This is a genomic window from Micromonospora sp. RV43, from assembly GCF_001029515.1.
GTDB lineage: Bacteria > Actinomycetota > Actinomycetes > Mycobacteriales > Micromonosporaceae > Micromonospora > Micromonospora aurantiaca.
Map to the genome: position 1 here is coordinate 1 of NZ_LEKG01000194.1, position 14168 is coordinate 14168.

The 14168-nt window shown below is 73.9% G+C and carries 15 protein-coding genes; 9 read left to right on the forward strand and 6 right to left on the reverse strand.

Annotation, left to right across the window (positions count from 1 at the left end):
* Positions 1-7: 7 nt before the first annotated feature.
* From ABD52_RS31930 to ABD52_RS31950, 5 genes are all read right to left on the reverse strand, one after another.
* On the reverse strand, positions 8-649 hold the full coding sequence (locus ABD52_RS31930) for an SRPBCC family protein (RefSeq protein ID WP_047894194.1): 642 nt from the start codon (positions 647-649) through the stop codon (positions 8-10).
* Entirely contained in the window at positions 646-1011 is a 366-nt protein-coding gene (locus ABD52_RS31935) for a helix-turn-helix transcriptional regulator (protein ID WP_047894195.1), read from the reverse strand. Before ABD52_RS31935 ends, ABD52_RS31930 begins: the two co-directional genes overlap by 4 nt.
* A 134-nt stretch (positions 1012-1145) precedes the next feature.
* Entirely contained in the window at positions 1146-1820 is a 675-nt protein-coding gene (locus ABD52_RS31940; protein WP_013286729.1) for a peptidoglycan recognition family protein, read from the reverse strand.
* An 88-nt stretch (positions 1821-1908) separates the two neighbouring features.
* Positions 1909-2655, reverse strand: coding sequence for a lysozyme (locus tag ABD52_RS31945; protein WP_047894196.1), 747 nt, complete (start codon positions 2653-2655; stop codon positions 1909-1911).
* A 126-nt stretch (positions 2656-2781) separates the two neighbouring features.
* Positions 2782-4257 carry a flavin monoamine oxidase family protein gene (locus tag ABD52_RS31950; protein WP_368665024.1) on the reverse strand — a complete coding sequence of 492 codons (1476 nt, stop codon included), beginning with the start codon at positions 4255-4257 and terminating at the stop codon, positions 2782-2784.
* Between ABD52_RS31950 and ABD52_RS31955 the strand changes: the two genes are divergently transcribed.
* From ABD52_RS31955 to ABD52_RS31990, 8 genes are all read left to right on the forward strand, one after another.
* Complete coding sequence (locus ABD52_RS31955) at positions 4228-4578, forward strand: YciI family protein (RefSeq protein WP_013286726.1); 351 nt, start codon at positions 4228-4230, stop codon at positions 4576-4578. The genes ABD52_RS31950 and ABD52_RS31955 overlap by 30 nt on opposite strands.
* Entirely contained in the window at positions 4575-5780 is a 1206-nt protein-coding gene (locus tag ABD52_RS31960) for an RNA polymerase sigma factor (RefSeq protein ID WP_047894198.1), read from the forward strand. Before ABD52_RS31955 ends, ABD52_RS31960 begins: the two co-directional genes overlap by 4 nt.
* Before the next feature lie 141 nt (positions 5781-5921).
* Positions 5922-6740, forward strand: coding sequence for an ABC transporter ATP-binding protein (locus ABD52_RS31965; protein WP_047894199.1), 819 nt, complete (start codon positions 5922-5924; stop codon positions 6738-6740).
* Positions 6737-7453: an ABC transporter ATP-binding protein gene (locus tag ABD52_RS31970; RefSeq protein ID WP_013286723.1), complete on the forward strand. Its 717-nt coding sequence runs from the start codon at positions 6737-6739 to the stop codon at positions 7451-7453. Before ABD52_RS31965 ends, ABD52_RS31970 begins: the two co-directional genes overlap by 4 nt.
* Positions 7454-7466: 13 nt before the next feature.
* Positions 7467-8345, forward strand: coding sequence for a branched-chain amino acid ABC transporter permease (locus ABD52_RS31975; RefSeq protein ID WP_013286722.1), 879 nt, complete (start codon positions 7467-7469; stop codon positions 8343-8345).
* Positions 8342-9487 carry a branched-chain amino acid ABC transporter permease gene (locus ABD52_RS31980; protein WP_047894200.1) on the forward strand — a complete coding sequence of 382 codons (1146 nt, stop codon included), beginning with the start codon at positions 8342-8344 and terminating at the stop codon, positions 9485-9487. Before ABD52_RS31975 ends, ABD52_RS31980 begins: the two co-directional genes overlap by 4 nt.
* A 50-nt stretch (positions 9488-9537) precedes the next feature.
* Positions 9538-10809 (forward strand): ABC transporter substrate-binding protein, encoded by a 1272-nt coding sequence (locus ABD52_RS31985; protein WP_030268596.1) that lies wholly within the window; start codon positions 9538-9540, stop codon positions 10807-10809.
* 95 nt (positions 10810-10904) lie between these two features.
* The gene (locus tag ABD52_RS31990; protein WP_013286719.1) at positions 10905-11531 is read left to right on the forward strand and encodes a TetR/AcrR family transcriptional regulator; all 627 of its coding nucleotides are present in this window, start codon (positions 10905-10907) and stop codon (positions 11529-11531) included.
* A gap of 78 nt (positions 11532-11609) precedes the next feature.
* On the opposite strand, the gene ABD52_RS31995 is transcribed toward ABD52_RS31990, so the two are convergent.
* A complete protein-coding gene (locus tag ABD52_RS31995; RefSeq protein ID WP_013286718.1) occupies positions 11610-12026 on the reverse strand; it encodes a MarR family winged helix-turn-helix transcriptional regulator in 417 nt (138 codons plus the stop codon).
* An 80-nt stretch (positions 12027-12106) separates the two neighbouring features.
* On the opposite strand from ABD52_RS31995, the gene ABD52_RS32000 reads away from it, so the two are divergent.
* On the forward strand, positions 12107-13897 hold the full coding sequence (locus ABD52_RS32000) for an ABC transporter ATP-binding protein (protein WP_047894201.1): 1791 nt from the start codon (positions 12107-12109) through the stop codon (positions 13895-13897).
* The last annotated feature ends 271 nt before the right edge of the window (positions 13898-14168 follow it).

Below are 14168 nucleotides of genomic sequence, written 5' to 3' on the forward strand. Positions count from 1 at the left end.
GGGGTGGTCAGGGAGTGGGGGCGCCTGTGTAGAACGCGGTTACTCGGGTGCCTGCGGTTTGGGCCTGCTCGGTGGGAGTGCCGGCCTCGATGCTTGCCGTCGTCCAGCTTCTGCTGGACTCGGTGACGAAGCGCAGGCCCTCGGGTGAGGCCATCCAGTCGGCTGCGGCGGCCGGGTCGACGCCCGTGCCGTCGGTGGCGAAGTGGGAGGCCAGACCGACCAGTGCCAGGTCCCAGCCGATGCCGACCGCGCCCGGACCGTACTCGGCCCACCGCTGGTCGTCGACGTGCGCGACGTGTTCCAGCTCGAAGCGGGTACGCCCCGGTCCCGCCTCGCGCAGCCGTACCTCGATCCAGCTCACCTCGCCGCCGAACTCCCAGGTGGCGGCGAAGCCGTGCGGCGGGTCGCAGCGTTCGACGGTGCCGCTCGCGTTGCCCTCCAGCTGGTACCGGCCGCCGAGGCTCAGGTCGCCGGAGACCGGCAGGAACCAGCGGGGTATCCGTTCCGGGTTCGTGCACGCGTCGAAGACGTCGGCCACCGGCGCGTCGTACGTCTGGGCGATGGTGAGCACCCGCGCGTGCCCGGCGGGGAGCGTACGGTCGCCGATGCGGCGCTCGACGGCGCTGATCTGTCCGGTCACGTCGATCATGGTTCGGTCCTCTCGTCGTCGGTGGTGTTCTCACGCAGCCGTCGTTCGCGGCGGCCCCGGGCCAGCTCGGTGGCGAGCGCCGCCAGCGGCGGCGTCCAGAAGCGGCGGAACCCGTCCAGCCACGCGTCTATCTCGCGCAGCGGGCCGGGATCCACGGCGTAGAGGCGGCGGGTGCCCTCGGCGCGCACAGTGGCGAAGCCGTGCTCGCGCAGCACCTTGAGGTGCTGGGAGACGGCGGGCTGGCTGATGCCGAACTCGCGCCGCACGGTCTCGCCGAGCGTGCCGGCGGGCTGCTCGCCGTCCGCGAGCAGTTCCAGGATCCGGCGGCGGACCGGGTCGCCGAGAACGTCGAAGGCGTGCACGACCCCTTTGTATCAGACTCAGCTTATATAAGCGAGCGCTGACGCAGCGAGCGCTGACCCAGCGAGCGCTGACACAGTGGGCGCGCGCAACGCGGGGCGCCCGTCGCACCCGGGCGCCCCGCGTACCCCCGTGGTCAGCCGCCGAGACGGGCGGCGACGGTACGGCGCAGCTCCGGCAGGCGGTCGTGCAGCAGCCCCGGGCACTGCGTGTTGTTGAAGTCCTTGTGCCCGTAGATCTCGGTGGGTGCGATGCCGTACTGCTGGCAGGTGAACGCGCAGAACGTGACGAGGCTGTTCCAGAGCGCCTGCGGCGGCTGCACGTCCACGTAGATGCCGTCGTTCTCGATGCCGATGGCCTGGCTGTTCTGCCCGACGCAGTGCGCGCCCTGCACCATCGTCTGGCCGTGCAGCAGCGCGTAGAGGCTGCCGTGCCTGCCCTCGGTCAGGTAGCCGCCCCGGCTGTTGGTGAAGTGCTGTCCGGAGTCGAGCCAGCCGTTGCCGTCCATGTGCAGGTTCTGGATGTCGCGGGAGTTGCGGTACGCCTGGGCGAGGCTGTAGTCGGTGGTATTCGGGAACGCCGTGTGATGGACGATGATCTTGTTGGGCCGGCTGGTCACCACGCTCACCGGCGACGAGGGCGGGCGGGCGCCCCAGGTCGCGCAGTTGGCGATGGTCGGCTGGTCGACCCTGGTGGCGGCGGCCCGGGCGCCGGGGCCGGAGCCGATCTGGGTCAGCGCGCCGACGCCGGCGGCGGCACCGAGCAGGACCGCGCCGCGCAGCACGGTCCGCCGGGGTACGGGAACGGACATCGCAACCTCCTCGCGGAAGGGGAGCGCCGGATCGGCCGGTACGCCGGGCGTGGCGGGACCGGCACCGCCCGCCACGCCCGGGCCGGGGTCAGCAGGGCCCGTTGCAGGCCAGGACGCGCAGCCGGTCGAGCGAGCCGTTCCAGACGTTCTGGTCACCGGGGAAGATCCCGGAGGACGACCACTGCCAGAACGAGTACGTGCCCCAGCCAGCAGGCAGCGTGCCGACGCTGCTTGCGTACCGGGCGATCCACAGTGGGTTGTTGGCGGCGAACTGCGAGGTGTTGCCGGTGCAGGTGCTCCACCAGTCGGTGGTGGTGTAGATGGTGGCCCACCGGCCGGTGCGGGCGTAGTACTGGTTGACGAACGAGGCGATCCAGCTGCGCATCGACGCCTGGCTCAGCCCGTAGCAGGTCGCGCCGTACGGGTTGTACTCGATGTCCAGCGCGCCGGGCAGCGTCCGCCCGTCCTTCGACCAGCCGCCGCCGTGGTCGACGAAGTAGTTGGCCTGGGTGGCGCCGCTCGTGGTGTCGGGGCGGGCGAAGTGGTACGAGCCGCGGATCATCCCGACGTTGTACGAGCCGTTGTACTGCTGGGCGAAGTACGGGTTGGTGTAGTACGTGCCCTCGGTCGCCTTGACGTACGCGAACCGGGCGCCGTTGGCCCACGCCCCGGACCAGTTCACGTTGCCCTGGTGGCTGGACACGTCCATGCCGGGCAGTCCGGCCGGGGCGGCGCCGGCGGGGGCCGCCCCGGACAGGGTCGCGGCGGCGACGGTGACGGTGGCGAGCAGCGCGGCTCCGGCCGCGCGCAGCGCCGATCGGATCGAACTGTGCATCTGTCCTCCCTGGGGGTTGCCGCGCTCCGGCGGCGGGAGTATGACGAAAGGAACTGTCGTCATTAGGTCACAGGGCGGAGAAACTTTTCAATAGATTGCATCGAAGAATCTCACTGGACAAGGCGCTCAGCCGAGCTGGGCGAGCGCCTCGGCGGCGGCACGCTCGCCGGCGGTCACCGCGCCCTCCAGGTAGCCACTCCAGCGGGTCGCGGTCTCGGTGCCGGCCCAGTGCACCCGGCCCACCGGCGTCCGCAACTCGGGGCCGTACGCACACCACGCGCCGGGCGGCAGCACTCCGCAGAAGCAGCCGCGCGTCCACTCGTCGGCCGACCAGTCGTACTCGACGAGGTCGTCGGGGTGCGCGGCGGCCGGGCCGAAGACCGCGGCGAGCGCCTCGCACAGCGCGTCCCGGCGCGCGTCCTCCGGCAGCCGGCGCAGCGCTCGGGCCTGCGCGCCGTAGCTGAACGCGGTGAGCACCCCGCCCGGCGCGTCCGGCAGCGAGTTGTCCACCGTCTCGGTGAGCGGCCCGGTGTCGGTGCTGGACACGCCGGAGCGGCCGTCGGCCCGCCAGAACGGCTCCGGATAGAGCGCGTGCACCTTGAGCGCCACACCCATCGGCATCCGCTGGGTCAGTCCGTCGCGCAGCGGCGGCAGCGGCGGGTCGTACCGGATCCGCCCGGCCAGCGTCGGCGCCAGCGCGATCACCACCGCGTCGCCGCGGTACGTCTCGCCGCCGGCGCGCACCCGCACGCCGTCGCCGTCCTGCGCGACGCCGTCCACCGGGGCGCGCAGGCACAGGCTCCCCGGCGGCAGCGCGGCGGCCATCCGCTCGGCCAGCGCGGCCGGACCACCGACCAGCCGGTCCTGCTGGGCGCCACCGGCCATGCGCAGCAGCGACCCGGTGCCGCCGCCGCTGCGCAGGTAGAACAGCATGTGCAGCAGCGAGACCTCGTCCGGTGAGGCGGCCAGCAGCCCACCGGCGAGCATCCGGCCCGCGTACCCGGCGGTGACCGGGTCGGCAGCGCTCGCGTCGAGCCAGCCGCCGAACGTGATCCGGTCCCACCGTGCCGCCTCGGCGGCCCGCCACGGCGCGGCCGGGTCGAGCCCGCCCGCCATCTCGTCGAGCGTGCCCAGCAGCGCGGACAGCCCGGGCGGCTCGCCGGTGGCCGGGCGTCCGCCGAGCAGCAGCGCCGCCGCGCCGTGCGCGGGGGAGGAGAACGTGGTCAGGCCGTACGCGGCGACGAGCGCGTACATCCGGTCCTGGGTCGGGCCGATCCACTGCGCGCCGAGGTCCAGCCAGCCGCCGCCGGGCAGCGGGCGGCTCAGCGTCCGGCCGCCCACCCGGTCCCGGGCCTCCAGCACCCGCACCTCGGCGCCCGCCGCGTCCAGCGCGAGCGCGCAGGCCAGACCGGAGAACCCGGCGCCCACGACGACGATCCGGTGACGGCGCACGCGGCGGCGTACCCCGCTCCCGGCCGGATTCACCCGGCCCGGCGTGTCGAAACGGGCATCAGTCGTTCGTGTGGAGGGTGAGAGGGCGGCGCGGGGCCGTCCGGTGACGAGGAGAAGCCGATGAAGCAGTACCTGATCAGCATGTACCAGCCGGCCGGCGAGGGCCGCCCGGACCCGGAGTTCCTGGCCGGGGTGATGCGCGAGGTCGAGGCCATCGGCCGTGACCTGCGGGAGGCGGGGTGCTGGGTGTTCGGCAACGGCCTGCACGACCCGCAGACCGCCACCGTGCTGCGCCCGGCCGGGGACGAGGTGCTGGTCACCGACGGGCCGTTCGCCGAGGGCAAGGAGTACCTGGGCGGCGTCACCATCATCCGGGCGCCCGACCTGGACGCCGCGCTGGACTGGGGCCGCCGGTACGCCCTCGCCACCACGCTGCCGATCGAGGTCCGCCCGTTCCAGGGCGAGGGATGACCGACGTCGAACGCGTCTTCCGGGCCGAGTACGGCCGCGCGGTTGCCGTCCTGGTCCGTCTCCTCGGCGACATCGACCTCGCCGAGGAGGCGGTCCAGGAGGCGTTCACTGTCGCCGTGTCGCGGTGGGCCGCCGACGGGCCGCCGCCCAGCCCGGCCGGCTGGATCATCACCACCGCCCGGAACCGGGCGGTCGACAGGTTGCGGCGCGAGGCGACCCGGGCGGCCCGGCACGCCGAGGCCGCCCTGCTGCACGCCGCCGACCCGCCCGCCGAGGAGGGGCCCGTGCCCGACGACCGCCTGCGCCTGATCTTCACCTGCTGCCACCCGGCGCTCGCCGCTCCCGCCCGGGTGGCGTTGACGCTTCGCCTGCTCGGTGGCCTGAGCACCGCCGAGATCGCGCGGGCCTTCCTGGTGCCGGAGCCCACCATGTCGCAGCGCCTGGTCCGGGCCAAGGCGAAGATCCGCGACGCCGGTATCCCGTACCGGGTGCCGCGCGACGCGGACCTGCCGGACCGGCTGCGCGGGGTGCTGGCAGTGGTGTACCTGATCTTCAACGAGGGGCACACGGCGAGCGCGGGGGAGCGGCTGGGCCGCGCCGAGCTGGGCGCCGAGGCGATCCGGCTGGGCCGCCTGCTGGTGACGCTGATGCCGGACGAGCCGGAGGCGCTCGGTCTGCTCGCGCTGATGCTGCTCACCGAGGCGCGCCGCGCCGCCCGGACCGGCCCGGGCGGGGTGCCGGTGTCGCTGTCCGAGCAGGACCGCGGCAGGTGGGACCGGGAGCTGATCGCGGAGGGACAGGACCTGGTCCGCCGGTGCCTGCGCCGGGACCGGCCCGGGCCGTACCAGATCCAGGCCGCGATCGGCGCTGTGCATGCGGACGCGCCCACCGCCACCGTCACCGACTGGACCCAGATCCTCGCGCTCTACGACCAGCTCGCCGCCGTCGCGCCCGGGCCGGTGGTGGCGCTGAACCGGGCGGTCGCGCTGGCCGAGGTACGCGGACCGGCGGCGGGACTGGCCGAGGTGGAGCGTCTGGACCTGGCCGGTTACCACGTGTGGCACGCGATCCGGGCCGACCTGCTGCGCCGGCTGGACCGTCCGAAGCAGGCACGGGTCGCGTACGACGCGGCGATCGCCGGCACCGGCAACGCGGCGGAGCAGACGTTCCTGCGCCGCGCCCGCGACCGCATGCCGGGATGATCGCACCGACCGTGCACGTAGGAGGCCGGTAACCCCGGGAAGCGAGCGGTGATCGTCGGGGCCATTGACGCGGCGGCAGAGAAAAGTACACTCCCGGTGTAATTAGTTTTTCCGTGCTCCGTCGACCGGCACGAGGTGACGATGAGCCCACCGGCCACAGCCGCCGACGAACCGGGCCTGGCGCTGCACCACGTCGGCGTACGCTTCGGCGGCCTGGTCGCCCTCGACGACGTCTCGCTGCGGGTGCCGCCCGGCCGGATCGTCGGCGTGATCGGCCCCAACGGCGCCGGCAAGACCACGCTGTTCAACGTGGTCTGCGGCTTCGTCCGGCCGACCGAGGGTTCACTCACCCTCGACGGCCGGTCGTTCCGGCCCCGCCCGCACGCCCTCACCCGGCTCGGCATCGCCCGCACGCTCCAGGGCGTCGGCCTGTTCGCCGGGCTGAGCGTGCTGGAGAACGTGGTCGCAGGCGCCAGCCACACCGCCCGCGCCGGATTCGCCGCCGCCTTGTTCGGCCTGCCCCGCAGCGACCGGGACGAGCGGCGGCTGCGCGTCCGGGCCCTGGACCTGCTCACCGAGCTGGGCGTCGAGAAGTACGCCGGCGCGGCGCCCGCCACCCTGCCCTACCCGGTGCGCAAGCGGGTCGCGCTGGCCCGCGCGCTGATCGCCCGGCCCCGGCTGCTGCTGCTCGACGAACCAGCCGGCGGTCTCGGCGCCGACGACGTGGCCGAGCTGGCCGACCTGGTCCGCGCGCTGCCCGACCGGGAGGACGGCTGTGCCGTGCTGCTCGTCGAGCACCACATGGACCTGGTCATGTCCGTCTGCCAGGAACTGGTGGTGCTCGACTTCGGCAAGGTGATCGCGGCCGGGCCGCCGGATCGCATCCGCGACGACCCCCGGGTCACCGAGGCGTACCTGGGCGCGGACGTGCCCGCCGAGCCGACCGGGAGCGCGTCGTGACAGCCGTGCTGGAGGTGGAGGCGCTCAGCTGCGGCTACGGACCCGTGCCGGTGCTGCGCGACGTCGCGTTCACCGTCCCGGCCGGCACCGTCACCGCCGTCCTCGGCGCCAACGGCGCGGGCAAGACCACGCTGCTGCGTACCCTCTCGGGTCTGCTGCGGCCCACCGGCGGCCGCGTCCGGTACGCGGGCGAGGACCTGCGCGGCGTCCGGGTGGAACACCTGGTCCGGCGCGGCCTGGCGCACGTGCCGGAGGGGCGCGGCGTGGTCACCGAGCTGACAGTGGCGGAGAACCTGCGCCTGGGCGGGCTGTGGCGGCGCGACCGGGCCGATGCCCGGCGCGCGCTCGACGAGGTGTACGAGCTGTTCCCCGCCCTGGCCCGCCGCCGCGACCACGCCGGGCACCAGCTCTCCGGCGGCGAGCGGCAGATGCTCGCGATCGGCCGGGCGCTGATCGCCCGGCCCCGGCTGCTGCTGCTCGACGAGCCGTCGCTCGGGCTGGCGCCCAAGGTGGCCGCGCAGATCATGGCGCTGCTGCGGCGGCTGCGCGACGAACGGGGGCTCACCGTGCTGCTCGTCGAGCAGAACGTGCGCACCGCGCTGTCAGTCGCCGACCAGGGCATCGTCATGTCGCTCGGGCGGGTGGTGACGGCCGCGCCGGCCGCCCGGCTGCGCGACGACGACCAGCTCCGGCACGCGTACCTCGGATTCTAGGAAGGGGTCGCGGATGGAGCGGTTCTGGTTCCTCACCTTCGACGGGCTCGCCGCCGGGGCGGTCTACGCGGCGTTCGCGCTCGCGCTCGTGCTCATCTGGCGGGCCGCCCGGGTGGTCAACTTCGCCCAGGGTGCGATGGCCGTGGCCACCGCCTACGTCGGGTACGCGGTCGTCTCCGCCACCGGCTCGTACTGGCTGGGCCTGGCCGCCGCGATCCTGTCCGGGCTGGCCCTGGGCGCGCTCGTGGAGCGGGTGCTGATGCGGTTCGCCGGCCCGGGCGGCCCGCTCAACCAGGTGATCGTCGCGCTCGGGCTGGTGCTGGTCATCCAGGCGGTGCTCGGCATGGTCTTCGGCAACGACTACCGGCCCGCACCGGCGCCGTTCGACACCGATGCGCTCACCATCGGCGGGGTGGCCGCGCTGTCCCCGTACGACCTGTGGGTGCTCGGCGCGGCGCTGACTGTGGTGGCGCTGCTCGCGCTGCTGTTCACCCGTACCCCCGTGGGCCTGCGGATGCGGGCCGCCGCCTTCGCGCCAGAGGTGTCCCGGCTGCTCGGCGTCAGCGTCGGCCGGATGCTCACGCTGGGCTGGGCGCTCGCCGCCGGGGTCGGCGCGCTCGCCGGGATGCTCGTCGTCCCCACCGGACTCGGCCTGCACTCGCACGCCATGGACCTGGTCTTCGTGGTCGCGTTCACCGCCGCCGTGGTCGGCGGCCTGGACAGCCCTGTGGGCGCGGTGGTGGGCGGCCTGCTGGTCGGCCTGATCCTGTCCTACGTCACCGGCTACCTGGGACCGGACACCACCCCGCTGGCCGTCCTGGTGCTGCTGCTGTCTGTCCTGCTGGTCCGCCCCGGCGGGCTCTTCTCCGCGGCGAGAGCGAGGCACGTGTGACGAGCACCCCCACCGAGATCGCGCCCGCCGCGCCGTCCCCGCTGCGGCGGCTGCTTCCCGGCGCCCCCGCCGGACGTGAGGCGCGCGGCTCCACGCTGCTGCGCCACCTGGCCGTGGCCGTGTTCGCCGGCACGCTCGTCGTGCTGGTGACCAACCAGCTCGCGCCGTACCAGAACCTCCAGGTGGCGCGCGTCTGCGCGTTCCTCTGCGTCACCGCCGGGCACACCGTCCTGGTCGGACTCAACGGCCAGCTCTCGCTCGGGCACGGCGCGCTGATGGCCACCGGCGCATACACCGTGGCGCTGACCCAGCAGGCACTCGACGAGCGGGCGGTACGCGGCTGGTGGGCGCTGCCCGCGTCGCTGCTCGTCGCCGTCGCGGTGACAGCGCTCGGCGGGCTGGTCGTCGGGCTCGCCGCGGCCCGGCTGCGCGGCCCCTACCTGGCCGGCGTGACGCTCGCGGTGGCGACGCTCGTCCCGGCGGTCACCACGATCTTCACCGGCGTGTTCAACGGCGAGCAGGGGCTGCGGTTCCCGGCGCAGACGCCACCGGCGGCGCTCGGCGCCTACTTCCAGCCGGAACGCTGGCTGGCCTGGATCGCGCTGGCCGCCGCGCTGCTCACCATGCTGCTGCTGGCCAACCTGGTACGCAGCCGCTTCGGCCGGTCGCTGCGGGCGGTCCGCGACGACGAGGTCGCGGCCCGGCTCGCCGGCATCCCGGTGGCCCGCACGCAGGTGCTCGCGTTCGTGGTGAGCGCCGCCTGCGCGGGCCTCGGCGGCGGCGTGTACGCCATGCTCACCGCCACTGTCGCACCCGGCAAGTTCCCGCTGGACCTGTCGCTGTTCCTGCTCATGGCGATCGTGATCGGCGGGCTGGGCAGCCTGGCCGGCGCGGTCTGGGGAGCGGTGCTGCTGGTCGCGCTCCAGGACCTGCCCGGCCTGCTCACCGAACACCTCAGCCTCTCCGCCGGGCTGGCCCAGCGGCTGGAGGGCAACCTCGCGCTCGCAGTGTTCGGCCTGATCCTCATCGTCGTCATGCTCGCCGCCCCGGGCGGCCTCCAGGGCGGGGTGCGTGCCGTCGGCGCCCGCCTGCGCAGGGCCGTCCGCCGTCGTCCCGCCACCCGCCGGTCGCCGGACCGCTGACCTCACCGGTTCCACCCACCGTTCGCACCGTCGCACCGGAATGGAGAACCATGCGCCCCACCACCCGCCGCGTTCTCGCGGCCGCCGCCGGCCTGGCCCTGCTGGCCGCGTTGCCGGCCTGCGCCGACGACGAGAAGCAGGCCGCCGAGAACGTCCCCGGCGTCAGCGACTCCGAGGTCGTCATCGGCACCCACCAACCGCTCACCGGACCGGCCGCGCCCGGCTACTCGAAGATCTCCGCCGCCACCAAGGCGTACTTCGAGCACGTCAACAGCAAGGGCGGCGTGCACGGCCGGAAGATCGTCTACAAGGTCATGGACGACGGCTACAATCCCGCCAACACCGAGAACGTGGTCCGCAAGCTGGTGCTCGACGACAAGGTCTTCGCGCTGCTCGGCGGCCTCGGCACGCCGACGCACACGAACGTGCTGGAGTTCGTCAAGACGCAGAAGGTGCCGGACCTGTTCGTCTCCTCCGGCAGCCGCAACTGGAACCAGCCGGACAAGTACCCGACGACGTTCGGCTGGCAGCCCGACTACACGGTCGAGGGCAAGATCCTGGCCAGCTACGTCAAGCGGGAGTTCCCCGGCGCGAAGGTCTGCCACTTCGGGCAGAACGACGACTTCGGGCGGGACTCGCTGGCCGGGGTCGAGCAGGTCCTCGGCCCGGTCGCGGCGAAGCAGACGTACACCACCACGAACCAGCAGGTCGGCCCGGCGATCGGGGCGCTGCGCGCGGCCGGCTGCCAGGTGGTCATCTCGGCGACCATCCCCGGCTTCACCGCGCTCGCCATGGGCCAGGCCGCCGGGCAGGGCTTCAAGGCGCAGTGGGTGGTCTCCAACGTGGGCGCGGACTACACCACGCTGTCGGCCCAGCTCGGCGACAAGAAGGTGATCCTCGAAGGCATGATCGCCGACAACTACCTGCCGATGGTGGGCGACACCGCGAACCCGTGGATCCAGGAGTTCACCAAGATCCACCAGAAGTACAACGCGGGCAACCCGGTCGACGGCAACGCCATCTACGGCTACTCGATGGCGTACACGTTCGTCCAGGCGATGCTCGCCGCCGGGCCCGACCCCACCCGGGAGAAGCTGGTCGAGGCCGTGCGCAAGGGCGGCTTCCGCGGCCCGGGCCTGACCCCCTTCCGGTACGCCGAGGGCGTGCACGCCGGCTACGGCGGTGTCCGGCTGACCAAGGTGAGCAACGGCGCGCAGGCGTACTTCGGTCCCGCGTACACCACCGACGACGGCGACGGCGCGATCACCGAGTTCACCGAGCCGCCGACGAACCCGCCGGCGGACGCCGTTCCGACGTCCTGACCGCCGTGCTGCCGCCGGGCGGCCGGGTGCCGGTCGCCCGGCGGCACGCACGTAGAGTGGCCGCCGGCAGACGAGCAACAGGAGAGCCCGTACCCATGATCGAGCTGGAGACCGACCCGCCGGAGCGGGTGGACGGCCGGGCGGCGCGGGCCGAGCGGACCCGGGCCGCGATCGTGGAGGCGCACCTGGCCCTGATCGACTCCGGTGACCTGCGGCCCACCGGGGAACGGATCGCCGAGCGGGCCGGGGTGTCGCTGCGCACGCTCTGGACCAACTTCAAGGACATGGAGACGCTGTTCGCCGCGACCGGACGGCGGGTCGGCGAGCGGCAGGCCACGCTCTGGCAGCCCGTGTCGCCGGAACTGCCGCTGACCGCCCGGATCGCCGCGTTCTGCGACCAGCGCGCCCGGCTGCTGGAGGTGCTGGCGCCCTCGGCCCGTGCGTCGGCGCTGCGGGAGCCGTTCTCCCCGCAGTTGCGGCGCAACCGGGAGGCGGCCATCGCCCGGGTACGCCAGGAGATCGAGTCGGTGTTCGGCGCGGAGCTGGCACACGCCGGGCCGGGCCGGGAGCAGTTGCTCGACGCGCTCACCGTGGCCGGCACCTGGTCGGCGTGGTCGATGATGCGTGACTCGATGGGGCTCGACGTCGACGCGGCCCGCGCGGTGATGGCCCGTACGCTCGGCGCGTTGCTGGTCGACGCGATCGCCGCCGGCCTGCGCTGACGCTTCCGGCGGCCGGTCTTCCGGCCGACTTGGCACCGACGGCCGCCGTCCGCGCCGGTCCAGGTGGCCGGCCCTCGTTCAGTCCTCGCGCAGCAGGCGAAGGATGCGGGTCAGTTCGGCCCGGTCGTCCGGTGCGAGCGCGCCGAAGAACCGTTCCGCCTCGGTGGCCCGCGCCTGCCGGATCGCGGTGCCCACCCGCTCGCCCTCGGCGGTGGGGGCGACCAGCGTGGCCCGCCTGTCGCCCGGGTCGGGCCGTCGCTCGACCAGGCCCCGCTCCTGCAACCCGTCGACCACCTCGGTGGCCGAGCGCGGCGCGATGCGAAGGTGCTCGGCGAGCGCGCCGGGCCGCAGCGCGCCGTGACGCATCAGCACGCCCAGCGCCCGCGCCTGCCCGGGGCTGATCTCCCACGGCTCCAGCGCGCGCTTGGTCTGGTGCCGCAGGCGGCGGGTCACCGCCCAGAACGTCTCGGCCAGGCTCTCGTCGCTGCCGTTCACGGGGAATACGGTAACAGGCTTTCGTGTTGTTCCCTCATGTTGAGGTAACCTCAGCATTCTCCCCTGCACGAGGAGCACAGTTGGATCGCATCCCCGACGGCCGCCGTGACGGCCGGACCGTTTCCCCCGCCGAGAAGGCCCAGGCCCGTGAGGTGTCCCTGCGCCGGATCGGCGGCCTGTTCACCGCCCACCGCGGCCCGCTCGCCACAGTGGTGGCGATCATCGTGGCGTCCTCGATCATCGCGATGGCCACACCGTTCCTGCTGCGTACCGTGATCGACAGGGCCCTGCCCGAGCGTGACCTGACCCTGCTGGCCTGGCTGGTCGCGGGCATGGTCGCGGTCGCAGCGGTCACCGCGGTGCTCGGCGTCGCGCAGACCTGGATCTCCACCCGCGTCGGCCAGGAGGTCATGCACCGGCTGCGCGCCGACGTCTTCGCCCACCTCCAGCGCCAGTCGATCGGCTTCTTCGTGCGCACCCGCACCGGCGAGGTCCAGTCGCGCATCACCAACGACATCGGCGGCATGCAGGCGGTGGTCACCTCCACCGCCACCTCGATCGCCGCCAACCTCACCACAGTGGTCGCCACCACCATCGCCATGCTGGCGCTGAGCTGGCGCCTCACCCTCGTCTCGGCGGTCGTGCTGCCGCCCGCGCTCTGGCTCACCCGCCGGGTCGCCCGGCTACGCCGGGAGATCACCGCCCAGCGCCAGCGCGAACTGGCCGACCTCACAGTGACCATCGAGGAAGGGCTGTCGGTCAGCGGCGTACGGCTGGCCAAGACGCTCGGCACCGGCCCGGCCCTGGTCGACCGGTTCACCGCCTCCTCGGCCCGCCTGGTCGACCTGGAACTGCGCTCGGAACTCGCCGGCCGCTGGCGGATGGCCGCCATGAGCATCGTCTTCGCCGCCATCCCCGCGGTGATCTACCTGAGCGCCGGCCTGCCCGGCACCGCCGGCACGCTCACCATCGGCACGCTCGTCGCGTTCACCGCGCTCCAGGGCAACCTGTTCCGGCCGCTGATGGGCCTGCTCAACGTCGGCGTCACGCTCACCGCGTCGCTGGCGCTGTTCGCCCGCATCTTCGAATACCTCGACCTGCCCGTCGAGGTCGCCGAGCCGGCCCGCCCGGTCCCGCTCGACCCGGCCACCGCCCGCGGCCACCTGCGCGTCGAGGACGTCACCTTCAGCTACCCGGGCAGCGACACCGCCGCCCTCGCCGGCGTCAGCCTGGACGTCCCGGCCGGCACCAGCCTCGCCCTGGTGGGGGAGACCGGCTCCGGCAAGAGCACGCTCGCCGCGCTGATCAGCCGGCTGCACGACCCGGACGCCGGCCGCATCACGATCGACGGGATCGACCTGCGCGACCTGCGCCCGGCCGACCTGGCCGCCGTCGTGGGCGTGGTCAGCCAGGAGACGTACCTGCTGCACGGCACCGTGCGGGACAACCTCCGGTACGCGCGCCCGGACGCCACCGACACCGAGATCGAGGCCGCCGCCCGCGCCGCCCGCATCCACGACCTCGTCAGCGCGCTGCCCGACGGGTACGACACCATGGTCGGCTCGCGCGGCCACCGGTTCTCCGGCGGCGAGCAGCAGCGCCTGGCGATCGCCCGGACCCTGCTGCGCGACCCGCGGATCCTGGTGCTGGACGAGGCGACGAGCGCGCTGGACACCGAGACCGAGCGCGCGGTCCAGCGGGCGCTGGACGAGCTGGCCCGGGGCCGCACCGTGGTGACCATCGCGCACCGGCTCTCCACTGTTCGCGACGCCGACCGTATCGCCGTGCTCGACCACGGCCGGATCGTCGAATCCGGCACCCACGACGCACTGCTGGACCGGCGCGGCCGCTACGCCGCCCTGGTCGGCTGAGCGTAGGAAAGTGACCACCGCCGCCCGGTGGCGCGTGCCGGCGCTGCGCACGACCGCTGTCGTCGCCGGGGCGATGCTGGGCGTGTAGCAGCCCGCGCAGGCCGCCCGGGCAGAAACGCCCGCCCCCGAGAAGGCCGCCGTCCCGGGCTGACCGTCCCGGCTCAGACCTGGGGCGGTTCCGGCTCGCCCGGGCGGGGCCGCTGTCCCGGGGCCGGGCGCGGCGCGGGCGGGGGGAGCAGCGGCTCCAGCGGGGTGAACGACTCCACCGGTC

What these genes read in the sequence shown, in the direction of transcription:
- ABD52_RS31930 (WP_047894194.1), bottom strand. Translation starts at nt 649, where the DNA reads ATGATCGACGTGACCGGACAGATCAGCGCCGTCGAGCGCCGCATCGGC.
- ABD52_RS31940 (WP_013286729.1), bottom strand. Translation starts at nt 1,820, where the DNA reads ATGTCCGTTCCCGTACCCCGGCGGACCGTGCTGCGCGGCGCGGTCCTG.
- ABD52_RS31945 (WP_047894196.1), bottom strand. Translation starts at nt 2,655, where the DNA reads ATGCACAGTTCGATCCGATCGGCGCTGCGCGCGGCCGGAGCCGCGCTG.
- ABD52_RS31955 (WP_013286726.1), top strand. Translation starts at nt 4,228, where the DNA reads ATGAAGCAGTACCTGATCAGCATGTACCAGCCGGCCGGCGAGGGCCGC.
- ABD52_RS31960 (WP_047894198.1), top strand. Translation starts at nt 4,575, where the DNA reads ATGACCGACGTCGAACGCGTCTTCCGGGCCGAGTACGGCCGCGCGGTT.
- ABD52_RS31965 (WP_047894199.1), top strand. Translation starts at nt 5,922, where the DNA reads ATGAGCCCACCGGCCACAGCCGCCGACGAACCGGGCCTGGCGCTGCAC.
- ABD52_RS31975 (WP_013286722.1), top strand. Translation starts at nt 7,467, where the DNA reads ATGGAGCGGTTCTGGTTCCTCACCTTCGACGGGCTCGCCGCCGGGGCG.
- ABD52_RS31985 (WP_030268596.1), top strand. Translation starts at nt 9,538, where the DNA reads ATGCGCCCCACCACCCGCCGCGTTCTCGCGGCCGCCGCCGGCCTGGCC.
- ABD52_RS31990 (WP_013286719.1), top strand. Translation starts at nt 10,905, where the DNA reads ATGATCGAGCTGGAGACCGACCCGCCGGAGCGGGTGGACGGCCGGGCG.